Source organism: Bradyrhizobium sp. OK095, assembly GCF_900109945.1.
Taxonomy (GTDB): Bacteria; Pseudomonadota; Alphaproteobacteria; order Rhizobiales; family Xanthobacteraceae; genus Bradyrhizobium.
Map to the genome: position 1 here is coordinate 122,831 of NZ_FOBX01000015.1, position 23,912 is coordinate 146,742.

General features: G+C 64.6%; 28 protein-coding genes. 19 read left to right on the forward strand and 9 right to left on the reverse strand.

Going from position 1 to position 23,912, the window contains the following annotated elements; genetic code table 11:
* The first annotated feature begins 9 nt into the window (after positions 1-9).
* The 4 genes from BMW89_RS31400 (at position 10) to BMW89_RS31415 (ending at position 2,675) form a co-directional block, all read left to right on the forward strand.
* Positions 10-255, forward strand: coding sequence for an acyl carrier protein (locus BMW89_RS31400; RefSeq protein WP_014491754.1), 246 nt, complete (start codon positions 10-12; stop codon positions 253-255).
* Entirely contained in the window at positions 242-1,624 is a 1,383-nt protein-coding gene (locus BMW89_RS31405) for a class I adenylate-forming enzyme family protein (RefSeq protein ID WP_092033555.1), read from the forward strand. The genes BMW89_RS31400 and BMW89_RS31405 overlap by 14 nt, the downstream gene beginning before the upstream one ends.
* Positions 1,617-2,339, forward strand: coding sequence for an SDR family NAD(P)-dependent oxidoreductase (locus BMW89_RS31410; RefSeq protein WP_092033558.1), 723 nt, complete (start codon positions 1,617-1,619; stop codon positions 2,337-2,339). The genes BMW89_RS31405 and BMW89_RS31410 overlap by 8 nt, the downstream gene beginning before the upstream one ends.
* A gap of 126 nt (positions 2,340-2,465) precedes the next feature.
* Positions 2,466-2,675 (forward strand): hypothetical protein, encoded by a 210-nt coding sequence (locus BMW89_RS31415; protein WP_092033561.1) that lies wholly within the window; start codon positions 2,466-2,468, stop codon positions 2,673-2,675.
* Positions 2,676-2,688: 13 nt separating this feature from the next.
* Here BMW89_RS31415 and BMW89_RS31420 read toward each other — a convergent pair whose 3' ends face one another.
* Positions 2,689-3,075 (reverse strand): hypothetical protein, encoded by a 387-nt coding sequence (locus BMW89_RS31420; protein ID WP_092033565.1) that lies wholly within the window; start codon positions 3,073-3,075, stop codon positions 2,689-2,691.
* Positions 3,076-3,292: 217 nt separating this feature from the next.
* Between BMW89_RS31420 and BMW89_RS31430 the strand changes: the two genes are divergently transcribed.
* A complete protein-coding gene (locus BMW89_RS31430; RefSeq protein WP_092033569.1) occupies positions 3,293-4,447 on the forward strand; it encodes a DUF3095 domain-containing protein in 1,155 nt (384 codons plus the stop codon).
* Here BMW89_RS31430 and BMW89_RS31435 read toward each other — a convergent pair.
* The 3 genes from BMW89_RS31435 to BMW89_RS31445 form a co-directional block, all read right to left on the reverse strand.
* The gene (locus tag BMW89_RS31435) at positions 4,444-4,878 is read right to left on the reverse strand and encodes a DUF2147 domain-containing protein (RefSeq protein WP_092033573.1); all 435 of its coding nucleotides are present in this window, start codon (positions 4,876-4,878) and stop codon (positions 4,444-4,446) included. The genes BMW89_RS31430 and BMW89_RS31435 overlap by 4 nt on opposite strands.
* Before the next feature lie 108 nt (positions 4,879-4,986).
* On the reverse strand, positions 4,987-6,372 hold the full coding sequence (locus BMW89_RS31440; RefSeq protein WP_177196454.1) for an MATE family efflux transporter: 1,386 nt from the start codon (positions 6,370-6,372) through the stop codon (positions 4,987-4,989).
* Positions 6,373-6,453: 81 nt separating this feature from the next.
* Positions 6,454-6,981: a GNAT family N-acetyltransferase gene (locus tag BMW89_RS31445; protein WP_092033581.1), complete on the reverse strand. Its 528-nt coding sequence runs from the start codon at positions 6,979-6,981 to the stop codon at positions 6,454-6,456.
* A 244-nt stretch (positions 6,982-7,225) separates the two neighbouring features.
* On the opposite strand from BMW89_RS31445, the gene BMW89_RS31450 reads away from it, so the two are divergent.
* The 12 genes from BMW89_RS31450 to BMW89_RS31505 all read left to right on the forward strand — a co-directional run bounded on the left by BMW89_RS31450 (position 7,226) and on the right by BMW89_RS31505 (position 16,030).
* Entirely contained in the window at positions 7,226-7,822 is a 597-nt protein-coding gene (locus tag BMW89_RS31450) for a superoxide dismutase (protein WP_092033584.1), read from the forward strand.
* 183 nt (positions 7,823-8,005) lie between these two features.
* On the forward strand, positions 8,006-8,617 hold the full coding sequence (locus BMW89_RS31455; protein WP_092033587.1) for a permease: 612 nt from the start codon (positions 8,006-8,008) through the stop codon (positions 8,615-8,617).
* A complete protein-coding gene (locus BMW89_RS31460) occupies positions 8,614-9,114 on the forward strand; it encodes a hypothetical protein (RefSeq protein ID WP_018316197.1) in 501 nt (166 codons plus the stop codon). The genes BMW89_RS31455 and BMW89_RS31460 overlap by 4 nt, the downstream gene beginning before the upstream one ends.
* A gap of 44 nt (positions 9,115-9,158) precedes the next feature.
* Complete coding sequence (locus BMW89_RS31465) at positions 9,159-9,389, forward strand: hypothetical protein (protein WP_092033592.1); 231 nt, start codon at positions 9,159-9,161, stop codon at positions 9,387-9,389.
* A 2-nt stretch (positions 9,390-9,391) separates the two neighbouring features.
* On the forward strand, positions 9,392-10,147 hold the full coding sequence (locus BMW89_RS31470) for a metal ABC transporter ATP-binding protein (protein WP_177196455.1): 756 nt from the start codon (positions 9,392-9,394) through the stop codon (positions 10,145-10,147).
* 6 nt (positions 10,148-10,153) lie between these two features.
* The gene (locus BMW89_RS31475) at positions 10,154-11,023 is read left to right on the forward strand and encodes a metal ABC transporter permease (protein WP_092033598.1); all 870 of its coding nucleotides are present in this window, start codon (positions 10,154-10,156) and stop codon (positions 11,021-11,023) included.
* A 2-nt stretch (positions 11,024-11,025) separates the two neighbouring features.
* Positions 11,026-11,889 carry a metal ABC transporter solute-binding protein, Zn/Mn family gene (locus tag BMW89_RS31480; protein WP_092033601.1) on the forward strand — a complete coding sequence of 288 codons (864 nt, stop codon included), beginning with the start codon at positions 11,026-11,028 and terminating at the stop codon, positions 11,887-11,889.
* 55 nt (positions 11,890-11,944) lie between these two features.
* The gene (locus tag BMW89_RS31485; protein WP_092033604.1) at positions 11,945-12,982 is read left to right on the forward strand and encodes a CobW family GTP-binding protein; all 1,038 of its coding nucleotides are present in this window, start codon (positions 11,945-11,947) and stop codon (positions 12,980-12,982) included.
* Positions 12,982-14,001, forward strand: a complete 1,020-nt coding sequence (locus tag BMW89_RS31490) for a WD40 repeat domain-containing protein (RefSeq protein ID WP_177196456.1) — start codon at positions 12,982-12,984, stop codon at positions 13,999-14,001. Before BMW89_RS31485 ends, BMW89_RS31490 begins: the two co-directional genes overlap by 1 nt.
* 30 nt (positions 14,002-14,031) lie before the next feature.
* The gene (locus BMW89_RS31495; protein ID WP_092033610.1) at positions 14,032-14,748 is read left to right on the forward strand and encodes an MgtC/SapB family protein; all 717 of its coding nucleotides are present in this window, start codon (positions 14,032-14,034) and stop codon (positions 14,746-14,748) included.
* Between the two features lie 82 nt (positions 14,749-14,830).
* Positions 14,831-15,163 (forward strand): hypothetical protein, encoded by a 333-nt coding sequence (locus BMW89_RS37560; RefSeq protein ID WP_177196457.1) that lies wholly within the window; start codon positions 14,831-14,833, stop codon positions 15,161-15,163.
* Positions 15,164-15,289: 126 nt separating this feature from the next.
* Positions 15,290-16,030 (forward strand): acetoacetate decarboxylase, encoded by a 741-nt coding sequence (locus tag BMW89_RS31505; protein ID WP_092033616.1) that lies wholly within the window; start codon positions 15,290-15,292, stop codon positions 16,028-16,030.
* A gap of 161 nt (positions 16,031-16,191) precedes the next feature.
* Here the strand turns inward: BMW89_RS31505 and BMW89_RS31510 are convergent, their stop codons facing one another.
* From BMW89_RS31510 to BMW89_RS31535, 5 genes are all read right to left on the reverse strand, one after another.
* Entirely contained in the window at positions 16,192-17,634 is a 1,443-nt protein-coding gene (locus BMW89_RS31510; RefSeq protein WP_092033619.1) for a homospermidine synthase, read from the reverse strand.
* A gap of 66 nt (positions 17,635-17,700) precedes the next feature.
* Positions 17,701-18,090 carry a RidA family protein gene (locus tag BMW89_RS31515; RefSeq protein ID WP_092033622.1) on the reverse strand — a complete coding sequence of 130 codons (390 nt, stop codon included), beginning with the start codon at positions 18,088-18,090 and terminating at the stop codon, positions 17,701-17,703.
* Positions 18,091-18,237: 147 nt separating this feature from the next.
* Positions 18,238-18,825, reverse strand: coding sequence for a GNAT family N-acetyltransferase (locus BMW89_RS31520; RefSeq protein ID WP_092033625.1), 588 nt, complete (start codon positions 18,823-18,825; stop codon positions 18,238-18,240).
* Positions 18,826-18,955: 130 nt separating this feature from the next.
* Positions 18,956-20,098 (reverse strand): type III PLP-dependent enzyme, encoded by a 1,143-nt coding sequence (locus BMW89_RS31525; RefSeq protein WP_092033628.1) that lies wholly within the window; start codon positions 20,096-20,098, stop codon positions 18,956-18,958.
* A gap of 661 nt (positions 20,099-20,759) precedes the next feature.
* Complete coding sequence (locus BMW89_RS31535; RefSeq protein ID WP_092033631.1) at positions 20,760-21,014, reverse strand: hypothetical protein; 255 nt, start codon at positions 21,012-21,014, stop codon at positions 20,760-20,762.
* Positions 21,015-21,152: 138 nt separating this feature from the next.
* On the opposite strand from BMW89_RS31535, the gene BMW89_RS31540 reads away from it, so the two are divergent.
* Positions 21,153-23,234, forward strand: coding sequence for a M3 family metallopeptidase (locus BMW89_RS31540; RefSeq protein ID WP_092033634.1), 2,082 nt, complete (start codon positions 21,153-21,155; stop codon positions 23,232-23,234).
* 5 nt (positions 23,235-23,239) lie between these two features.
* Entirely contained in the window at positions 23,240-23,884 is a 645-nt protein-coding gene (locus tag BMW89_RS31545; protein ID WP_092033637.1) for a DUF1007 family protein, read from the forward strand.
* Positions 23,885-23,912: the final 28 nt, after the last annotated feature.

Here is a 23,912-nt window from a genome sequence, read left to right on the forward strand (position 1 = left end):
GAGCCAGCCATGTCGGTACGGTCCAAGGTCATTGAAGCGATCCAGCAGATCGCCAAAGAGCAGCACGTCACGCTTCCCGCACTCTCGGACGATCTGTCCCTGCACGAGACGGGTTTCGACTCGCTCGCCTTCGCCATTCTCGTCGCGCGTCTCGAGGACGAGACCGGCGTTGACCCCTTTACCATTTCCGAGGACGTCGCGTTCCCCGCCACCGTAGGCGATTTCGTACGGGCCTACGAAAATGTCCCCGCGTGAGATCTTTGCGCTTCGCGACTATCTCAGCGCGGAGCTGATCGGCCGCACGCTGTCGGATGCGCATGACTGCGTGTCGCTGACGGACATCCTGTCGCAGACGGTCCTCGGGGGCCGCCTGCGCGAATTGTCTGGCCGTGCAGTGCTTCTGAAATTGTCCGATCAGCTCCGGTCAGGCCTCGCCATGATCGAGCTCGACGGCATCGCCCGTCGCATGCTGCTGTGTCCGCCTGATCTCAATCCCGCATATCTCGATGCGCTGATCGCGGATGCCGAGATCGATGCCATCGTCACCGACGAGCCGGATCGCTGGACTGATACCGGCGTATCGCTCGTCGTCACCGCCCAACTGCCGCTTCAAGCCACCGCGCCTGTTAGCACCGAGCGCGCCACCGAATGGCTGATGCTCACCTCGGGCACCTCGGGCGTACCGAAAATCGTCGGCCATACGCTGGAGGCGCTGACCGGCGCCATCGTCGCCGAAGGCCCCGCGCGCGGACCTGCGCCGGTGTGGGCGACGTTCTACGACATTCGCCGCTATGGCGGCCTCCAAATCTTCCTCCGCGCCGTCCTCTCCGGCGGCTCCATGGTGCTGTCCGATCCGCATGAGGCGCTCGGCGATCATGTCGCGCGCCTGAACGCGCGTGGTGTCTCTCATATATCCGGCACGCCCTCGCACTGGCGCAAGCTTTTGATGAGCGGCGCGGCCGCGCAATTCGCGCCAGGCTATGTCCGTCTCTCCGGCGAGATCGCCGACCAGGCGGTGCTCGACGGTTTGAAGGCGGCGTTCCCGAACTCCTCGGTCGGCCATGCCTATGCCTCGACCGAGGCCGGCGTCGGCTTCGCGGTCAATGACGGGCTGGAAGGTTTTCCGGCGAATTATCTCGGCAACCGCAACGGCGTCGAGATGAAGGTCGTCGATGGCTCGCTGCGCATCCGCTCGACGCGCACCGCTCACGCCTATATCGGCCGCAACGCCGCAGCGCTCACCGATGATGATGGGTTTGTCGACAGTGGCGATATCGTCGAGCTGCGCGGCGAACGTTATTATTTCGTCGGCCGTCGCGGCGGCATCATCAATATCGGCGGGCTGAAGGTTCACCCCGAAGAGATCGAGGCGGTGATCAACCGCCATCCCGATGTGCGGATGTCGCGGGCCAAATCGCGGAAAAGCCCGATCACCGGCGGCATCGTCGTCGCCGACGTGATCCTCGCCGACGGCACTGATCAGGCGCGGGTGAAGGAGATCCGCGACCAGATCCTGGATCAGTGCCGCGCCCAGCTCGCGTCCCACAAGGTGCCGGCGGTGATTCGCTTCGTCGAGGCGCTCGACGTCACTCCGGCCGGCAAATTGGCGCGCACCGATGCATAATGTTCTCGTCACCGGCGGCAGCCGCGGCATTGGGCTAGCGATCGGCAAGCGGCTGGTGGATGCCGGCTATAACGTGATTGCGACGGCACGGCGCGAGAGCGACGAACTCAAGGCCGCGATCTCGGAGTCCGAGGGCCGCCTGCATTTCCGCGCCTGCGATCTTGCCGTGATCGATGCGATCCCAGCCTACGCCAAACTCGTGCGTGACGAATTTGGCCCGATCTATGGCCTCGTCAACAATGCCGGTCTCGGCACCGAAGGCCTGCTTGCGACCATGCACAATTCGGAGATCGAGGCGCTGGTGCAGCTCAACGTGCTGTCGCCGATCATCCTCACCAAATACGTCGCGCGGCAGATGATGGCGGATGGCGCCGGCCGCATCATCAACATCTCATCGATCATCGCGACCACAGGTTATAACGGCCTCTCCGTCTATGGCGCCACCAAGGCCGCCGCGACCGGCTTTACCCGCTCACTCGCGCGCGAGGTCGGCAAGCTCGGCATCACCGTGAATGCGATCTCGCCTGGATTCATCGACACCGAGCTCACGCACAATCTCTCCGACGAGAGCCGCAAGCGCATTGCCGGTCGCAGCGCGTTGCGCCGTCTTCCGGAGACCGATGACGTCGCGCGCATGGTGGAATATTTGCTGGGCGAGGGCGGTCGCAACGTGACCGGTACCGTGTTCACGATCGACGCGGGCAACACGGCGTAACTGGAACTCCGCCGCCACAATTGAGTTGATCCGGCTCAATGTCATTTCACCGGATTAGGTCGTAAGATGCGTCGTAATCGATTGGGATACGTCAATCGATCTGCCCCAATCGACAGGGAGCAGTCCATGAGCACGCCAGACATGACCGCTTCAAATCAAGGCCGGACCGAACCGTCGCGCGCGAAGCCGGATGACGTCCGCTGCCCGCCGATGGCGCATCAAAATTCCGGCGATCATGGTCACGAGATGTATCCGCAGCAATTCGTGCGGCTGGTCGGCTGCCACGACGCGCCTGCATCCGCGCTGCGCAAGCGTGAGGACGAGAAGCTACACTAGCGTGTATCGGCGCTCACGTCCGTTGCTTTGGCAGGTCAATTCGTTGATGTGAGAATTCCGGCGGCCCGTCGGTGAGGCGGCGGATGCGGCGTTCGCGTTCGTCCGTCGGCAATGCGGGATCGAGCAGGCCCTCGATCTCGTGCACTGCAATTTCTTCGATCCGCGTGGCGTCCGATGCGGTCGTGTGCTCCGATGCCGGCGCGGTGGGGGCGATCTTCAGGCCCAGCTCGACCAGCCTGGAAATCGCATCCGAGCGGGTCAGGTGATGAGCTTCGGCCCAGGCGTCGACAGCATTGGTCAGTCGTTCCGGCATCTTCACCGCGCTGATCGGGTCAAGCCCTGTGCGCCGGCGCACCGGGCCGGTAGAGTCCTTGCTGCCGAAGTCGGACACCTCGATCATCCCGCGTAGCCCCTGGAGCCGTCCGCAATCCTAGTGGCTCTCCCGGCCGGCTCTTTGACGCCGATCAATGACGAGCTGCGGCATTGCGGCGCGGCCTCATCTTGTTGTCCGGGCCGGTTTCGGCCAAAGATTGCAGGGGCACGCCGCCTGGCGAACCCGGATCGATCCTGCCACGTATTTCATTCGGACACCCGTCCCAACCATTCGGCATCACCCGATGACATCAGGCGAATCCTTCTACGGCAGCATTCCCGTCTTCCGCGGCTTCACCAGCCTGATGGAGCCCGCGCTCTATGCGCCGCTGCCGGACGATTGGAGCATCGGCGTCGCCGACATCGTGGATTCCACCAAGGCGATCGCGGCGCAGCGCTACAAGGCGGTCAACATGGCCGGTGCCGCCGTGATCGCGGCAGTGACGAACGCATTGGAGGGACGGGAATTCCCCTTCGTGTTCGGCGGCGACGGCGCGAGCTTTGCGGTTGCGCCGTCCGATCTCGAGTCCGCGCGCGAGGCGCTGGCCGCGACCGCGACCTGGGTGCGGGAGGATCTCGATCTCGAGATGCGCGTTGCGCTAGTGCCGGTGCGCGCCATCCGTGCGCAGGGGCTCGACGTGCGCGTCGCGCGCTTCGGTCCGTCGGCGAATCTGTCCTATGCGATGTTCTCCGGCGGCGGGCTCGCCTGGGCCGACGCCGCGATGAAGCGCGGCGAGTTCGCGGTCGCCGAGGCGCCCGACGGCACGCAGCCCGACCTCTCCGGCCTGTCCTGCCGCTTCGAGGTGATGCCGGCCGCGCGCGGCCTGATCCTGTCGGTGCTGGTGATGCCGGCGCGCGGCGCCGACCCGCACGCTTTCCGGAAAGTCATCGAGGACATCATCCACCTCGTCGAGCGCAGCCCCGATGGTGGCCGCCCGGTGCCGCTGCAGGGGCCGCCGCTGACCTGGCCGCCGCAGGGGCTGGAGTATGAAGCCCGCACCAAGCGCGGCGGTCCGCTGGTCGTGCGCCGCGCCCGCGTGCTGGCCTACACGCTGTTCGTCTATCTGATCATGCGTTTCGATCTCAACATCGGCGGCTTCGTGCCCAACGTCTACAAGCGCCAGGTGGTCGAGAACTCGGACTTCCGCAAATATGACGACGGCCTGCGCATGATCCTCGACTGCACGCCGCAGCTCGAACGCGCCCTCAGCGATCGTCTCGCGACCGCCGCGCGCGACGGCATCGTACGCTACGGCCTTTACCCGCAGGATGCTGCGATGATGACCTGCTTCACGCCGTCGGCGCTGCGCAGCGACCACGTCCACTTCATCGATGGCGCACGAGGCGGCTATGCCTCGGCGGCGACGGCGCTGAAGGCGATGATGGCGGGGGCGAGCTAGCGCCCGGCGCGGGTCCAGGTCTCACCGCCGCAGAGCGCGCCGACGCAGCCTTCGACCCGCAGCGAATCCGCATTTGTCACGCTGACGCTGCTGGCATAGGTGCTGCCGTCGTCGGCATTGTAGATCTGGCCCGACCATTTGTTCGGCCCCGACGGCTGCATGCCGCTGAACAGCGGCAGGCCGATCATCGACCGCTTGGCGATTGCGGGATTGGGATTCTTGCTGTCGGTGGCGGGCTGGCCGGTCGCGGTGTCATAGGGCTCGCGCAGCCAGACGATTTGGCCGCAGATGCCGGCGCCGCATTTGCTGATCTTGACGCGGGCATCGCCGGCCTGGGTCAGCCAGGTCCCGTCGGCGCTCTGCGCTTGGGCGGAAGTCGTGCCGAACAGTGCAGCCAGAATGAGGATGAGAGCGGCGAATCTGAATGTCATGGAGAGAGCCCCGGAATGGAGGCGCCTCCATAGCAGCCCGGTAGGATAGTGCAACGCTGGATGGAATCACATTCCTGCGCTTGCTTGCCGGCGTCTATCTGCCTGCGCTCATTTGCCCCAGCGCGCAAAGGCGACCGAGGCTGCGGTCGAAAGCCCGAACACGACCATGGCGCCGCCGACCAGGGCAAACAATGTCCAGGCCGGCGCCTGGGCCATCATGAGGCCGACGCCGCCGATCGCGACGATCAGAAGCCGCGCGGTGGAGGCCAGTACCGGCCCGCCGACGCGCGCCGCGCCCTGCGAGGAGAAGTAGAGTGACACGCCGATGCCGAAGAACACGAAGGCCGGGCCAGCCCAATGGAAATAGCTGTGCGCGGCGGCGGTGACGCCGGGATCGCTGGTGAAGAGCGACGTCCACAAGGCGGGATCGAGCGCGATGACGAGCCCGATCAGGCCGACGGTGAGTCCGGAGGCCGCAGCCGCGGTCCAGGCCACACGCCGCGCGCGCTTGATCTGGCCGGCGCCCATCGCCATGCCGACCATCGGCACCGAGGCGATGCCGAAGGCGAAGGTGATCGGGATCAGCAAGAATTCCAGCCGCGAGCCGATGCCGTAGCCGGCGAGCATCTCGGTGCCGAAGGTCGCCAGGATTTTTGTGAAGATTAGGATGGTGAGTACGGTCTGGAGCGGTGACAGGCAGGCGACGGCGCCGACTTTGAGAATGTCCAGAAACATCACGCGCTCGAAATGGAAGGCGCGGATCTTCAGCGGCAACCGGCTGCGGCCGGACAACAGATACCAGAGGAAGAAGATTGCAGCGCAGCTGAAGGCGATCAGCTGGCCGGCGGCGACACCGGGCATGCCGAATTGTGTCACGCCGAACAGGCCGAGCCCCAGCGTGCCGCCGAGCGCGATCTGGATCACGCTGGTTCCGATCAGAATCATCGAAGGCAGGCGCATGTCGCCGGTGCCGCGGATCACCGAGGCCAGCGTGTTGACGAGCCAGATCGCGATGGCGCCGGAAAACAGCATCTGTGAATAGCCGCAGGCTTCCTCGAGCACGCGCTCACGGCCGCCAAGCAGCGTGAAGAAGCTGCGGCCGAAGGCGAGCATCATTACCGTGAAGAACAGTCCGCCGCAAAGGCCGATGATGGCGGCGTGCAGCGCCAGCGTCGCGGCGCGGTTATGGTCGCCGGCGCCGAGCGCGCGGCTGATCGCGGAGGAGACGCCGCCACCCATCGCGCCCGCGCTCATCATCTGCGTCAGCATCGCGAACGGAAACACCAGCGCGATCGCCGCCAGCGGAATGGTGCCGAGCCGGCCGATATAGGAGGTCTCTGCAATCGCAACCAGCGTGCTGCCGACCATCGCGATCATGTTGGGGATCGCGAGCCGCAGCAGCGTCGGCAGGATCGGCGCGGTCAGCAGGCTGGCGATGGGGGAGGCAACCGGTGCATGCGGCGGGGCGGCGTCTATCGGGGCGTCGATCGTCATGTTCACCGAGCGGAATATCAGATGATGATCGACATATTACCGGGTGGTCTGCGCCCACGCCAGCCAGTCGTCACGCAGGGCTCACCAGGGCAGACCGCAGAGGTCGATGGTGCCGAGCGTCGGCGCGCGGACGATGTTGAAGACATAGGGCGCCATGTCGGTGAAACGGATCCGCCCCTCCGGCTGCTCGCAATAGACCTCGCCGTTGAAGGGCAGCCAGCTGCGGGCCTGGTAGAACGCGACATTGTGCGGCTCGCAGAACAGCAACGCGAAGCGGACGGCTTCGTTGGCGCGCATGGTGTGCACGGCTGCGTCGATCGCCATGGTCGCATAGCCGCGGCCGCGCTGGTCCTCGCGGGTGCAGACGCCGCCGATGCCGCCGGCATGGACCTTCTGCCCGTTCCAGATGACGGTGCGAAAATAGATGCCGACGTGGCAGACGAGGCCGTCCTCGGGCGTCTCGATCAGCACGCGCAAATCGGCATTGGCCCATTTGACATGAGCCCAGGGCTTATCCGCGACCATGTGCGGTCCCCAGACCGCCTGATGCAGCGGCTCCGCGATCCGCCACGAGGCGTCGCCGTTCAAAATGTCGATCTCGATGCTCATCGTTCTGCCTTTCGCAGCCCCGCTCCGTGAAGCATTCGTTCTGTCATAAGCGCTTCAAAGGCAATGATATTTTACGACGAACCGCAGGGCTGACGAACCAGCGCATGCTGCGACGATTTTAAGTAATCCGGCCAAGCGATCCCATCACGCGTTTTCGCAAATTCAGAGGTATTTAACGGCCGCGGAACCTTCTATAAGGGGTGACCGTTAAGCCTCGTTCCCCATCAGTCGCGGACAACAACCCATGACCTTTACGCTGCCCCCACTCCCTTACGCCTATGACGCCCTCGGCCAGTTCATGTCGAAGGAGACGCTGGAATTCCACCACGACAAGCATCATCAGGCCTATGTCACCAACGGCAACAACGCGCTCAAGGGCACCGAATGGGAAGGTAAATCCCTTGAGGAGATCGTCACGGGCTCGTTCGGCAAGAACCCCGCGGTGTTCAACAATGCCGGCCAGCACTACAACCACCTCCACTTCTGGAGCTGGATGAAGCCCAACGGCGGCGGCACCAAGCTGCCGGGCAAGCTCGAGAAGAAGATCAACGAAGACCTCGGCGGCTTCGAGAAATTCAAGACCGACTTCCAGGCGGCCGGCGTCGGCCAGTTCGGCTCGGGCTGGTGCTGGCTCCAGGTCAAGAACGGCAAGCTCGAGATCGCCAAGACCCCGAACGGCGAGAATCCGCTGGTGCACGGCGCCACCCCGATCCTCGGCTGCGACGTCTGGGAGCACTCCTATTACATCGACTACCGCAACCGTCGTCCCGACTATCTCAAGGCGTTCGTCGAAAACCTCGTGAACTGGGAATACGTCGAGTCCCTGTTCGACAAGGCGTAAGTCGCCGCCCTCGGACTGACGAAATCGAGAAAGGCGGTCGCGTTTGCGGCCGCCTTTTTGCTGTGCGGAATTCGCCGAATGAGTCCTGCGCAGTGCGCGTATCGACCTGTGATCGTTCCGTTTGCATGACGCGGGCGCCGCCCTTAATCAGAAAGGGCCTCCCTTCCAGCCGACCCACGGAAATTGTCAGAACCTTCCCCGAACAATCCGGCGCCTGCCGAGGACGCGGAGTCCGAGCCGCGGCCGGGACGCGTCCGCAAGCCGATCGGCTGGTCGACGATCATGATCGCGGTGCTGGTGGCAGTGAGCGCGGCGCTGGTCTGGCGGCGTGACGGCACCGACGGCGTTCTCGAAATTCTGACCCACGATCTCTCCCTGTTCGGCGGCATCCTGCCGCGCGTACTGGCCGGCTGCCTGCTCGGCGCCTTCATCTCCGAGATCCTGCCGCACGAAAAGGTCTCTCGCGCGCTCGGGCCGAAATCTGGCCTGAAGGGCCTTCTGATCGGCACCGCCTTCGGCGCGATCCTGCCCGGCGGCCCCTTCACCGCCTATCCGGTCGCGAGCGCGCTGCTCGCGGTCGGCGCCGATTTCGGCGCCACCATCGCCATGGTCGTGAGCTGGACCCTGATCGGCTATGGCCGGGCAGTCGCCTGGGAAATCCCGATCATGGGCACCGATTTCACGCTGTGGCGGATCCTGATCTCGCTGCCGCTGCCGGTGCTCGCAGGCAGCCTCGGCCGCTTCGTCTATGTCCGGCTCTATCCGACGCCGGCTGCGAAGGACGACGAGAATTGAGCGCAGCACTTTTCATCGACATCCTGTTGTGGGGCTCGGTTTTCGGCGTCGGCCTGATTGCCTTCCGCCGCGGTCCTCCGGTGTTCAAGGCCTCGCTGCGCGAAGGTTCGATGGACTTCATCAACATCGTGCCGCGGATCGCGCTGGGTGTGATCGGCTCCGGCTACATCGCCGCCATCATCCCCCAGGAGGTGATCACCGGCTGGCTTGGCCCGGACAGCGGCTGGCTCGGGGTTGCGACCGCCGTGGTCGCCGGTGCCGCCACGCCCGGCGGCCCGGTGATCGGCTTCTCCATCGGTACGGTGGCGCTGAAGTCGGGCGGCGGGGTGCCGCAGGTGGTCGCTTATGTCGTCGCCTGGGCGCTGTTTGCCTTCCAGCGGGTGATTTTGTGGGAAATCCCGTTCATGCCGGCCCGTTTCGTCTGGTTCCGCTGTGCGGTGTCGGTGCCCTTTCCGTTCGTGGCCGCCGCCATCGCGATGGTGATTGGCAAGCCCTGAGCCGGCCGTGGACAGGCGTAATGTTATAATATAACGTCCTTGGCATGGTTCCCGCCGCGTCTCACCCCCATCATCACGACGATGCTCATGGCCTCGACCACGGGCATTCGCACGGACACGATCACAGCCACGCCCATGTGCATGACGCGGCCTCGCCGCATCCGGCCCAGGACGCACCATGGTCGATCCTGCGCATGACCTTGGCAGCACGCCTGTCGGCCGCATTGGCCGTCTGCGCCGTGCTCTGGGGCGTCGTCTTCCTGGCGATGAGGTGACCATGTCGGCTGTCCATTTCCACAATGTCACGCTCGGCTATGACCGCCACCCGGCCGTCCATCATCTCAACGGCGAGGTTGCGTCCGGCGCGCTGGTCGCCGTGATCGGTCCGAACGGCGCCGGCAAGTCGACGCTGCTGCGCGGCATCGTCGGCATCCTGAAGCCGCTCGACGGCAGCATCCATCTCGGCGGGCTCGATAGCCGCGATATCGCCTATCTGCCGCAGAGCGCGGAGATCGACCGCAGCTTCCCGATCTCGGTGTACGACTTCGTCGGCACCGGGCTATGGCGCGGCACCGGTCTGTTCGGCGGCATCGGCAAGGCGGCGCGCGAAAAGATTCTCCGCGCGATCGCGTCCGTGGGTCTCAACGGTTTTGAGAACCGACCCATCGGCACGCTCTCGGGCGGCCAGATGCAGCGCGTGCTGTTCGCGCGCGTGTTGCTCCAGGATGCGCGCCTGATCGTGCTCGACGAGCCTTTCAACGCGATCGACAGCAAAACCACAACTGACCTGCTCGCGCTGGTGAAGCACTGGCACGGCGAGGGCCGCACCGTGCTCGCAGCACTTCACGACATGGAGATGGTGCGTAGCCATTTCAGCGAGACGCTGGTGCTGGCGCGCGGCCCCGTGGCGTGGGGACCGACGGCGGAGGTGCTGACCCCGGAAAATTTGATGGTCGCGATGCGGATGTGCGAGGCGTTCGACGACAGCGCGACGGCCTGCGCAGGCGATGATGGGCACTCGCAGGCGGCATGATCACAGATGCTCTATGACGCGCTGATCGGTCCGTTCGCCGAATTCGAGTTCATGCGGCGGGCGCTAGCCGCCGTGATCGCGCTGTCGCTGGCGGGGGCGCCGATCGGCGTGTTCCTGATGCTGCGGCGGATGAGCCTCGTCGGCGATGCCATGGCGCACGCGATCCTGCCCGGCGCGGCCGTCGGCTTCCTGCTCTCGGGCCTCAATTTGTTTGCGATGACGGCGGGCGGGCTGATCGCGGGCTTTGCGGTGGCAATCCTCGCCGGCGTGGTCGCGCGCTCGACCGGGCTGAAGGAGGACGCGTCGCTGGCGACGTTCTACCTGGCCTCGCTGGCGCTGGGCGTCACCATCGTCTCGATCAAGGGCACCAATATCGACCTGCTGCACGTGCTGTTCGGCAACATCCTCGCGATGGACGACCAGACCCTGCTGGTGGTCGCCTTCAACGCCACGGTGACGTTGCTGGTGCTCGCGGTGATCTATCGCCCGCTGGTGATCGAGAGCGTCGATCCCTTGTTCTTGCGCACCGTGAGCCGCGCCGGGGGACCTGCGCATCTCGCTTTCCTCGCGCTGGTCGTGATCAACCTCGTCAACGGCTTTCAGGCGCTCGGCACGCTCTTGGCCGTCGGCCTGATGATCCTGCCGGCCGGCATTGCGCGGTTCTGGTCGCGCGATCTCACCGTCATGATCTGCATTGCGGTCGTCGCGGCCGCCGTCTCCGGTTATGCTGGCCTCGTGGTGTCGTTCCAGACGCGCGTGCCGTCCGGGCCTGCGATCATCCTCGTGGCGAGTGGACTCTACATCGTCTCCGTCCTGTTCGGCCGCGTCGGTGGCGTTGTCAGGCAGCTGTTTCCCGGCCGGCATCTGGAAGCGTGACGATGCGGCGTCTCCTGCTTTGCGTGCTTCTGCTCATCGCCTCGCCGCTGCACGCGGCGGAGCGGCTCAATGTCGTCGCGAGCTTCTCGATTCTCGGCGATTTCGTCCGCGCTGTTGGGGGAGATCGGGTCAATGTCACGACGCTGGTCGGCCCCGACAGCGACGTCCACGTCTACACGCCCGCGCCAAGCGACGCGAAGCGGATCGCGGATGCAAGGCTCGTCATCGTCAACGGGCTCGGCCTCGAAGGCTGGCTGCCGCGCCTCGTGCAATCCTCCGGCAGCAAGGCGACCGTCGTCACCGCGAGCGCCGGCATTGCGCCGCTGAAGCTCGGCTCGGCCGCCGACCCCCATGCCTGGCAATCCGTCCCCAACGCCAGGGTTTATGTGACCGACATCGCCAATGCGCTGGCCGCGGCCGACCCGGATGATGCGGAGTTCTTCCGCACCCAGGCAAAAGCTTATCTGGAAGAGCTCGAAGCCCTCGATCGCGAGGTCCGGGATGCCGTGGCCAAGATCCCGCCGGAGCGGCGCAAGGTGATCTCGACCCACGATGCTTTCGGCTATTTCGCCGCCGAATATGGCGTCCAGTTCGTGGCCCCCCTGGGCGTCTCCACGGAAACCGAGCCCAGCGCGCGGGATATTGCGGGCATCATCGGTCAGATCAGGACCCAAAAAATCCCGGCGGTATTTCTCGAAAATATCAGCGACGACCGGCTGATCCGGCGGATTGCGGCCGAGACGGGCGCAAAGGTCGGCGGGACCCTGATTTCGGACGGTTTGACCGGCGAAAAGGGGCCTGCACCCACTTACATTGATATGGTCAGGCACAATATAAAGGCCCTGACCAGCGCGCTTGACCACTAGGGCAGGGGGCCACCCCGCCGTGTGTCGCGCGGAAAAGCCCGACCCCGGAGTAGTTATGTCTGAAGCGACCTCCCAGAAAATTCCCGTGACCGTCCTGACCGGCTATCTCGGTGCCGGCAAGACGACGCTGTTGAACCGCATCCTGTCGGAAAATCACGGCAAGAAATACGCCGTCATCGTCAACGAATTCGGCGAGATCGGCATCGACAACGACCTCATCATCGGCGCCGATGAGGAAGTGTTCGAGATGAACAACGGCTGCATCTGCTGTACCGTGCGCGGCGACCTCGTGCGCATCATGGACGGTTTGATGAAGCGCAAGGGCAAGTTCGACGCCATCATCGTCGAGACCACGGGCCTTGCCGATCCCGCGCCCGTCGCCCAGACCTTCTTCGTCGACGAGGACGTGCAGAAGAACGCGCGGCTCGACGCGGTCGTCACGGTCGCCGACGCCAAATGGCTGTCCGACCGGCTCAAGGACGCGCCCGAGGCCAAGAACCAGATCGCCTTTGCCGATGTGATCGTGCTGAACAAGACCGACCTCGTCACCAAGGGAGAGCTTGCCGAGGTTGAGGCCCGCATCCGCGCCATCAACCCCTATGCCAAGCTGCATCGCACCGAGCGTTGCTCGGTGGCGCTGGCCGACGTGCTCGATCGCGGTGCGTTCGACCTCGACCGCATTCTCGACATCGAGCCGGACTTTCTCAATGCCGACGATCACGGCCACGACCATGATCATCACGGCCACGACCACCACCATGATCACGGCCACGGCCTGAAGCACTATCACGACGAGGACATGCAGTCGCTGTCGCTCAAGACCGACAAGCCGCTCGATCCCAACGTGTTCATGCCCTGGCTCCAGAATTTGGTGCAGGTCGAGGGCGGCAAGATTTTGCGCTCCAAGGGCATCCTCGCCTTCCACGACGATGACGATCGCTACGTCTTCCAGGGCGTCCATATGATGCTGGAGGGCAACCATCAGCGGAAGTGGAAGGACGGCGAGCCGCGCCAGAGCCGCCTCGTCTTCATCGGCCGCGAATTGCCGGAAGAGCTCATTCGCACGGGCTTCGAGAGCTGCATCGTCTCGTGATGAAAGAGTTCACGCCGGCTCCCGATTCCGCCTCGATCGTTTCCGTCACCGACCGCGTCAAGCCGGTTACGCTCGGCATGGGCGTGACCTCGGCGCATTTCCTTGGCCCCCGCGCCGCCTTCGTCGGCGCCGAGGAGAATGTCGCCTTCGTCGACGCCAAGGGCGAGATCTCCACGGTCGCCGTTCATAGCGGCGGCATTCTCTCAGTTGCCTCCGACGGCAAGCGCCTCATCATGGGCGGCGACGACGGTAAAGTTGTCGCGCTCGACGCCAAGGGCGAGGTGACGCTGCTCGCCACCGATCCGAAGCGGCGCTGGATCGACGCGGTGGCACTGCATCCCGACGGAGCCTTCGCCTGGTCGGCTGGCAAGGTCGCGACCGTCAAGAGCGGCAAGAACGAAGGGAAGTCGCTTGAGGTGCCTTCGACCGTGGGCGGGCTCGCCTTCGCGCCAAAAGGCCTGCGGCTCGCGATCGCGCATTACAACGGCGCGACGCTGTGGTTTCCGAACATGGAGGGATCGGCCGAATTCCTGCCCTGGGCCGGCTCGCATCTCGGCGTCACCTTTAGTCCGGACAACAAATTCCTGGTCACCACCATGCACGAATCGGCGCTGCACGGCTGGCGGCTCGCCGACAACAGGCACATGCGCATGACCGGCTATCCCGGTCGCGTCCGTTCGATGTCCTGGAGCGCGGGCGGCAAGGGGCTGGCGACCTCGGGCGCCGACACCGTCATCATTTGGCCGTTCGCCAGCAAGGACGGTCCGATGGGCAAGGAGCCTGCGATGCTCGCGCCGCTCCAGGCCCGCGTCTCGGTCGTCGCCTGCCACCCGAAGAACGACATCTTCGCCGCCGGTTATAGCGACGGCACCGTGCTGATGGTGCGGCTGGAGGACGGCGCGGAGATCCTGGTCCGCCGCAACGGCACCCCGCCGGTGGCTGCGCTGGCGTGGAACGCCAAAGGCACGCTGCTGGCGTTCGCCGATGAAAATGGCGACGGCGGTCTTCTGGAGCTTTGATCTGTCATCGTTCTGACCGTATAGGGTTCTATGCGGTTTCTGACGACCTTCCAGATTGCCGACTTCGCCGACACGCTGGTCAGCCTGTTCACTGCCTTCGTGCTGGGCACGCTGATCGGCGCCGAGCGGCAATATAGGCAGCGGACCGCGGGCCTGCGCACCAACGTGCTGGTCGCGGTCGGGGCTGCCGCCTTCGTCGACCTCGCCATGCACCTGACCGGCTCGGACGGTGCGGTGCGGGTGATCTCTTACGTCGTCTCAGGCATCGGCTTCCTCGGCGCCGGCGTCATCATGAAGCAGGGCATGGACGTGCGCGGGCTCAACACCGCGGCGACGCTGTGGGCCTCCGCCGCCGTCGGCTCCTGCGCCGGTGCCGACATGGTCGCCCAGGCGGCCGCGCTGACCGTGTTCGTCATTGCCGGCAACACGCTGCTGCGCCCGCTGGTGAACGCGATCAACCGCATTCCGCTGAATGAAAAGACGTCGGAGGCGACCTATTATTTCAAGCTGGCGGTCGCGCCGGACGCCTTGCCCGACATGCGCGACCGGCTGGTCGACAAGCTCGAGGACGCGAAATATCCAGTGGCCGATATCGACGTGGTTGAGACCGGGGACGATCTGATCGAGATTGTCGCAAAACTGGTCGCGACCGCGGTCGATCCGAACGAGCTGAACGCGGTGGCGACCGACCTCCAGCACCTGCCGGGCGTGCGCCACGCCACCTGGGAAGTCAGCACCACCGACTGAGCGCTTGCGGTTCCAGCCTTATCGGGCACGGAACCGCGGCCGCGCGAGTTCGTTGATCCCGCGGACAAAGGCGGTGATCGACATGCCCGGCCAGGATGACAAGCGCAGACTGAAGCTCGACCTGACAATTGCCTGCTCGCTGTTCGCAGCCGGCATCGCGGTATCAATGATGTCACTGGCGCAAATCCGCGCCGAAAGCCGGATGGAGCTGGCGCAGGCGACGCAGCCGCTCCAGGGCACGCCGTCCGACGACCAGAGCAAGGCGCCCGCGGAGGCCAAGCCCGGCGGCGAGCGGCCGACGACGCCGGCGCCCGAGCCCGCGCGGCCCGATCCGCAGACCCAAGGCGCAGCCACTAGGCCCGCGTTGCCGCCAGCGCCGGCCGAGAAGATCGCCCCGCCGATCAAGGAGAAGTAGCTCCGTCCTTCCTGGGCGACGCGATCGCGTCGCGGCGCCGACGCGCTGCCGCCTTTACGATCTCGCTTGTGTCACGCGGCTGTCCCATACTGCCGGCCTCGTTCAGAACGACAGGCAGGTCCAATCATGAAGATCGATGACGTCCGGCGAACCGCCTACTCGATGCCGCTCACCAGCCCCTCGTTTCCGCCGGGGCCCTATCGTTTTTTCAACCGCGAATATTTCATCATCACCTACCGGACCGATCTCGAGGCGCTGGCCGCTGTGGTGCCGGAGCCGCTGGAGGTCGTCGAGCCGCTGGTCAAATACGAATTCATCCGCATGCCCGATTCGACCGGCTTCGGCGATTACACCGAAACCGGCCAGGTGATCCCGGTCCGTTTCAACGGTGAGGAGGGCGGCTATACCCATGCGATGTATCTGGACGACGAAGGGCCGATCGCCGGAGGCCGCGAACTCTGGGGGTTTCCGAAGAAGCTCGCGAGGCCGAAGATCGAAGTCGAAAGTGATACACTGGTCGGCACGCTTCATTACGGCTCGGTGCTCTGCGCCAGCGCCACCATGGGCTACAAATACCGGCCGGCCGATCATGACGCGGTCGTCAAGAGCCTGAAGACCCCGAACTTCATTTTGAAGATCATCCCGCATGTCGACGGCAGCCCCCGGATCTGCGAACTGGTGCGCTTCCATCTCGAGGACGTCACGCTGAAGGAAGCCTGGACCGGCCCGGCCGCGCTCGGCCTGTTTCCTCACGCGCTGGCCGACGTCGCCAGGCTGCCGGTGCGCGAGATCGTCTCAGCGCTGCATTTCAAGGTGGATTTGACGCTGGGGCTCGGGAGCGTGGCGTTCGATTATCTGGCGAAGTAACGATCAAGCGACACTGCGCTTGATCGTCATGCCCGGGCTTGTCCCGCCTGCGCGGCCGAAGCCGCTTCGGCGAGGCGAAGGCCCGGGCATCCACGTTCTCTCTTGACGGCTGCCAAGACGTGAATGGCCGGGACAAGCCCGGCCATGACGAAGAGTGCGGTTCACCGCACCAGCACGTTCCTGAACTGCCAGGGATCGCTGGTGTCGATGTCTTCCGGAAACAGTCCCGGACGATCCGTCAGCGGCGTCCAGTCGGTGTAGAAACCCTTCACCGGGCCGAGATAGGGCAGCTGGATTTCCAGCAGGCGATCGAAATCCATCTCGTCGGCTTCGACGATGCCTTCCCTGGGGTTTTCCAGCGCCCACACCATGCCGCCGAGCACGGCGGAGGTCACTTGCAGGCCTGTGGCGTTCTGATAGGGCGCGAGCTTGCGGGTCTCTTCGATGGAAAGCTGCGAGCCGTACCAATAGGCATTGTTGTCATGGCCGAACAGCAGCACGCCGAGCTCGTCGATGCCGTCGACGATCTCGTTCTCATCGAGGATGTGGTGCTTTTCCTGCATCTTGGCGGCGCGGCCGAACATTTCATGCAGCGACAGCACGGCATCGTCAGCCGGATGATAGGCATAGTGGCAGGTCGGCCGATAGACCGCCTTGCCCGATGCGTCACGCACCGTGAAGTAATCGGAGATCGAGATCGATTCGTTGTGGGTGACGAGGAAGCCATATTGCGCGCCGCGGGTCGGGCACCAGGTGCGCACGCGCGTGTTGGCGCCGGGCTGCATCAGATAGATGGCAGCACCGCAGCCGGCTTCGTGGGTGTGCGCATTCTCGGGCATCCATTTTTCATGGGTGCCCCAGCCGAGCTCGGACGGCTGCACGCCTTCCGACAGAAAGCCTTCCACCGACCAGGTGTTGACGAAAACGTCGGGATCTTTCGGCTTCTTCGAGCGCTGGGTGTCGCGTTCTGCGATGTGGACGCCCTTGATCCCGGCCTGCCGCATCAGATCCGCCCATTCGGCCTTGGTCTTCGGCTTGGGGGCATTGAGCTTCAGATCGCCGGCGACATTGAGCAGCGCTTGCTTGACGAAAAACGAAACCATGCCGGGATTGGCGCCGCAGCAGGAGACGGCGGTCGTCGAGCCCGCGGGGCGCGCCTTCTTGGCGGCCAGCGTCACCTCGCGAAGCGCGTAGTTGGAGCGCGCTTCCGGGCCCTTCGACGAATCGAAATAGAAGCCGAGCCAGGGCTCGTTGACGGTGTCGATATAGAGGGCGCCGAGCTCGTTGCAGAGCTCCATGATGTCGGTCGAGCCGGTATCGACCGACAGATTGACGCAAAAGCCCTGGCCGCCGCCTTCGGTGAGCAGTGGGGTCAGCAACTCGCGATAATTGTCTTTGGTCACGGCCTTCTGGATGAAGCGCACATTCTGCTTCTCGCAATGCGCCTTGCGGCCCTCATCCTTGGGATCGATCACGGTGACGCGCGACTTGTCGTAGTCGAGATGCCGCTCGATCATCGGCAGCGTGCCTTTGCCGATGGAGCCGAAGCCGACCATGACGATGGGACCGGTGATCTTCGCGTAGATCTGCGAGGTGGGGCTCATGGATGGTTTCTCCGGAACGTGCTGGCGGACAATGGGTGGGGGGAGGATCAGGCGCTGCGGCGCTTTTCAGATGCTGCGGCGCTTGGCGGTCGCTTCGATTTCGACCTTCATCTCGGGCTTGGCGAGGGCGGTGACGACCAGCAACGTCGCCGCTGGCCTGATGTCACCGAGAACCTCACCGCAGACGGCGAAGTGGGCATCGATGGTGCTCGCGTCGGTGACGTAGTAGGTCACACGGACGATGTCGGCCATCTCGAAACCGCCCTCCTTCAGGGCGGCTTCGATGGTCTTGAAGCAGTTGCGTGACTGGCTCGTGACATCTGAAGGCATCGACATCGTGGTGTAGTCATAGCCGGTGGTTCCCGCGACGAAGGCGAACTCACCGTCGATCACGGCGCGGCTGTAGCCGACGGTCTTCTCGAGGGGAGAGCCGGTGGAGATCAGGCGACGGGACATGGGTTCGGCCTCGACTGAAAGGGGAATTTCGTGGGGTTAAAGGGCGTTTCCGGGGCTCGCGCAACCCCAAACGAACCGGGGCTGACGCAGGCGCGGCCGGACGTTGCCGCTTAACGCGGCTTGGGTCGTCACCATGATGGCGATCCCTTAGGCCGCTTGCGCGTCGAGGCCGCGAACCGACCTCCGTTTGGGCAAGGCCGCTCCGGTCGGAACGATCATCCCCTCGGCGCCATCGAGCGCGCCGTCGGTGAATTCGACCGCCAGCAGGCGGTCGCGCTCGAACGGGCCGGGCAGCGAGAGCGCGCCGGTCTTCTCGCCCGTGAAGCCGAAACGGGCGTAATAGGGGGCATCGCCGAGCAGGATTACGGCTTCATGCCCGCGCGCCCGGGCGGCGGCCAGCGCTTGTTGCATCAGCGCGGCGCCGATCCCGAGCTCGCGGCAGGCAGGGTCCACCGCTAGCGGTCCGAGGACCAGAGCGGGCCTGCCTCCGGCGCTGACGTGCCACAGCCGCACGGTTCCCACGAGAGTCCCCTCGCGCACAGCCGACAGGGCGAGGCCTGCGGCAGGTGCACGTCCGTCGCGCAGGCGCTGGCAGGTGCGGCCATGGCGGTTGTCGCCAAAGCTTGCATCCAGCAGCGCTTCACGCATCGCAACGTCGGCAGCACGCTCCGCGCGGATCGCGAACGGAGCGGCATTCGAAGTGAGGTCAACCTGTGTCTTCCGAAAAGCAGTCATGGCGCGTCAGTCCCCGCTTGAACCCGCGTGCGAGAAGCGCGCCGGCTCAAGACGTCGTCAGATCGAAATGATGGGTAAGGAGCCGGCAAGCCGGCTCCCGGGTTCGTCAGGCCTCAGAAATGGAGGCAGCTTAGATGTGGTACGTCTTCAGCGGCGGGATACCGTTGAACGCCACCGCCGAGTAGGTCGACGTATAGGCCCCGGTGCCCTCGATCAGCAGCTTGTCGCCGATCTCGAGCGTGACGGGAAGCGGATACGGGCTCTTCTCGTACAGCACGTCGGCGCTGTCGCAGGTCGGGCCTGCGAGCACGCACGGCGTCATGTCCGCGCCGTCATGCGGGGTGCGGATGGCATAACGGATCGACTCGTCCATCGTCTCGGCGAGACCGCCGAACTTGCCGATGTCGAGATAGACCCAGCGCACCTCGTCCTCGTCGCTCTTCTTCGAGATGAGCACGACCTCGGATTCGATGATGCCGGCATTGCCCACCATGCCGCGGCCCGGCTCGATGATGGTCTCCGGAATCTGGTTGCCGAAGTGCTTGCGCAGCGCGCGGAAGATCGAGCGGCCGTAGGTGACGACCGGCGGCACGTCCTTCAGGTACTTGGTCGGGAAGCCGCCGCCCATGTTGACCATGGTCAGGTTGATGCCGCGCTCGGCGCAGTCGCGGAACACCTGCGAGGCCATCGCCAGCGCACGGTCCCACGCCTTCACCTTGCGCTGCTGCGAGCCGACATGGAACGAGATGCCGCACGGCTCCAGACCCAGGCCCTTGGCGACGTCGAGCACGTCGACGGCCATTTCCGGGTCGCAGCCGAACTTGCGCGACAGCGGCCACTCGGCGCCGGCGCAGTCATAGAGGATGCGGCAGAACACCTTCGCGCCGGGAGCGGCACGGGCGATCTTCTCGACTTCAGCAGTGCAGTCGACCGCGAACAGGCGAATGCCGAGCGCGAAGGCACGCGCGATGTCGCGCTCCTTCTTGATCGTGTTGCCGAAGGAGATGCGGTCGGGCGTGGCGCCAGCGGCCAGCGCCATCTCGATCTCGGCGACCGTCGCGGTGTCGAAGCAGGAGCCCATGGACGCGAGCAGCGACAGCACTTCCGGCGCCGGGTTCGCCTTGACGGCATAGAACACGCGGCTGTCGGGCAGCGCCTTGGCAAAGGTCTGGTAATTGTCGCGCACGACTTCGAGGTCGACCACGAGGCACGGCTCGGTGTCCTGGCCCTCGCTGCGGCGGTTGCGCAGGAATTCCTGAATACGTTCGGTCATAGCACTCTCCTAAACGGCCCAGCGACGGGGATCCGTTCAAAAAAATTGCGTCGGATAAGAGCGCTCCGGCCAGATCGCGCGATGGAGGCGCGACGAGCCAAAGACTCAGATCAGACTGTGCTGCCGTGGATTGGTTGGGAGAGTTTCCCGCCCGCACACCTGGCAATGAAGGACAAGCCTTTTCAGTAGCCCGCGCCGGCGTTGGAATGCCGGTAGAGACCAAAAAAGCCCGATCCGTCGTTGCTTTAAGTCGCGTCCCCCGTTGAGAGCGGGGTGCGCCGGTTCGCCTCCGGCTGCCAGTCACGGTTGCAAAAAGTGAAGTCACCTTCGACAAGGCATCTCTTTGAGAGAGATGCTGGACGCTCCGGGTTTGCTTGGGTCTTGCGACCTCCGCACTTCCGAAGAGCCCCTCGGCTTCTTCACCCCTTGGCGGCTGTCCGGCCTCTTGTCCGGATACCTACCGACTGACACACGACCACAGGCACGTGCGAAATTGGGCAAGAGCGCACATAAGGCTTTTGACTCTGCTTCGCAAGATTTTTTTTAGGCTGTGAGCAGAATTGCCTAACATCTGCTTGCGCAGTGTTGCGCGAGCGACGCGGAAGATGAACGTGCGTTAAGTTTTCTGTGTCGTGCGCGTGACTCAGTCGCGCAAGACGCGTCAGCCGCGCTTCGTGAACGGCTCGACGCGCTTGGCTGCGCGGATGAAGGCGGTCATCACCAGCACGCCGAGTGCGAACAGCACGGCCTGAAGGATGTGTGTGCCCTGGTCGCCGAGCCCGAACAGGATCGCGAGCGCCCAGCCACCGGCAAACGCGGCGCCAAACACCTCGGCGCCGATCAGGATGGCGGCGCTTATGACAGTGATGACGCTCGGCCAGACGATCTGACGGGAGGACGAGGAAGGTGCGTTCATGGGCGTTGGGGGTCCGTGGCTTCGAGGGCCGCAATCTCCCTGAAAAGGCGGGCGGGAGCAAGGCCAAATGGCCCAAAAAAGCCCCATCGCGTGCTATAGCTGGCCCCAACAAATCAGGCTCAAAAAACGAGACCAGCGATGTCAGAACCCCGCCAAACTACGGACTCCGAGACCAATCCGCTGCTGAAGGCCTGGGTGACGCCGTTCGCGACCCCGCCCTTCGACGAGATCAAACCGGAGCACTTCCTGCCGGCCTTCGAGCAGGCCTTCGTCGACCATTCCGCCGAGATCGCGGCGATCACCAACGATCCCGCCGCGGCCGACTTCGCCAACACCATCACGGCGCTGGAGCGCTCCGGCAAGCTGCTGAGCAAGGTCGCCTCCGTCTTCTACGATCTCGTCTCGGCGCATTCCAACCCGGCCATCCTGGAGATCGACAAGGAGGTTTCCTTGCGGATGGCGCGGCACTGGAATCCGATCATGATGAACGCCGTGCTGTTTGGCCGCATCGCCCATCTGCACGAGAACCGCGCCAATCTCGCTCTCGACCCGGAGCAGCTTCGCCTGCTGGAACGCACCTACACCCGCTTCCACCGCTCCGGCGCTGGTCTCTCGGAGGAGGCCAAGAAGCGGATGGCGGAGATCAACGAGAAACTCGCCCAACTCGGCACCAGCTTCAGCCACCATCTGCTCGGCGACGAGCAGGAATGGTTCATGGAGCTGGGGGAGGCGGACCGTCAGGGCCTGCCCGAGAGCTTTGTCGCCGCCGCCAAAGCTGCGGCAGAAGAGCGCGGCATGGAGGGCAAGGCCATCATCACGCTGTCGCGTTCCTCGACCGAGCCGTTCCTGAAGAGCTCGGCCCGGCGCGACCTCCGCGAGAAGGTCTACAGGGCCTTCACCGCGCGCGGCGACAACGGCAATGCCAACGACAACAACGGAACCATCGTCGAGATCCTGAAGCTGCGCGAAGAAAGCGCCAAGCTCCTGGGCTACCCGACCTTCGCCGCCTACCGGCTCGAGGATTCCATGGCCAAGACGCCGGACGCGGTGCGCGGCCTGCTGGAGCGGGTCTGGAAGCCGGCGCGGGCACGGGCGCTCGCCGACCGCGACGAGATGCAGACGCTGATCAGCACTGAGGGCGGCAATTTCAAGCTCGCACCCTGGGACTGGCGCTTCTATGCCGAAAAACTCCGTCTCCAGCGCGCCAATTTCGACGACGCGGCGATCAAGCCGTATCTGACGCTCGACCACATGATCGCCGCCGCCTTCGACTGCGCCACGCGCCTGTTCGGTATCACCTTCGCCGAGCGCAAGGACGTCCCGGCCTGGCACCCGGACGTGCGGGTCTGGGAAGTGAAGGGGTCGGACGGCAAGCACAAGGCGCTGTTCTACGGCGACTACTATGCCCGGCCGTCAAAACGCTCCGGCGCCTGGATGACCTCGCTGCGCGATCAGCAGAAGCTTGACGGCGAGATCGCGCCGCTCATCATCAATGTCTGCAACTTTGCCAAGGGCGCCAATGGTGAGCCCTCGCTGCTCTCGCCCGACGATGCCCGCACACTCTTTCACGAGTTCGGCCACGGCCTGCACGGCATGCTCTCCAACGTGACCTATCCGTCGCTGTCGGGTACCTCCGTGTTCACCGACTTCGTCGAGCTGCCCTCGCAGCTCTACGAGCACTGGCAGGAGCGGCCCGAGGTGCTCCAGCAGTTCGCAAAACACTACCAGACCGGCGAGCCGTTGCCGGACGATCTGCTGCAACGGTTCCTGGCCGCGCGAAAATTCAACCAGGGCTTTGCCACAGTCGAGTTCGTCTCCTCGGCGCTGGTCGATCTCGAATTCCACACCCAGCCGGCCTCAGCCGCGCAGGATGTCCGCGCCTTCGAGAAGAAGGAGCTCGAGAAGATCGGCATGCCCGAGGAGATCTCGCTGCGCCACCGTCCGACGCAGTTCGGCCACATCTTCTCCGGTGATCACTATGCCGCCGGCTATTACAGCTACATGTGGTCGGAAGTGATGGACGCCGACGCCTTCGGCGCCTTCGAGGAAGCCGGCAACATCTTCGACCCGGCCGTGGCCAAACGGCTCCACGACGACATCTACTCCTCGGGCGGATCGGTCGATCCGGAAGCGGCCTACGAGGCCTTCCGCGGCCGCCCGCCCGAGCCCGATGCGCTGCTCCGCCGCCGCGGTCTGCTCGACGGCGCCAAGGCGGCCTGAGCCGCATGCGAGCGCTGTTTGGACTGCTGCTCGCCGCCGCAATGATGCTCGCATCAGGCGCGGCGAGCGCCCATCCGCATGTCTGGATCACCGCGACGAGCGAGTTGCTTTACGCCGAGGACGGCAGCGTCACCGGCGTGCGCCACGCCTGGACCTTCGACGACGCATTCTCGGCCAATGCTGTGCAGGGCCTTCACGGGAAGTCTAAGGGCGCCTATACCCGTGAGGAGCTGACGCCGTTGGCGCAGACCCAAGTCGAGTCACTGAAGGATAACACCTACTTCACCTTCTTGAGGGTGGCCGCCGAGAGGCTCCCGTTTGCAGAGCCAGTCGATTACTTCTTCGATTACAAGGACGACCACCTCACTCTGCATTTCACGCTGCCGCTGCAAACGTCTGTGAAGGCGAAGACTGTTCGTCTGACTATTTTTGATCGTTCCTTTTTCATCGATTTTCGATTGGCAAAGGAGCATCCGCTCAAACTCGTCGGTGCGCCAGCCGGTTGTGAGGTATGGCTGCGGCGGTCAGCGGGCGACGACCGGGACCGCAAGCTGCTGCAGGATGCGAGCGAGGATACCTTCAAGGAGGGCGGCGCGAACGTCGCTGTCGGCTTGTTGTTCATCGTCCCGATCGAGGTGGAGTGCCCATGATCCTGCGGGTTTGGATGCCACGGCCGAT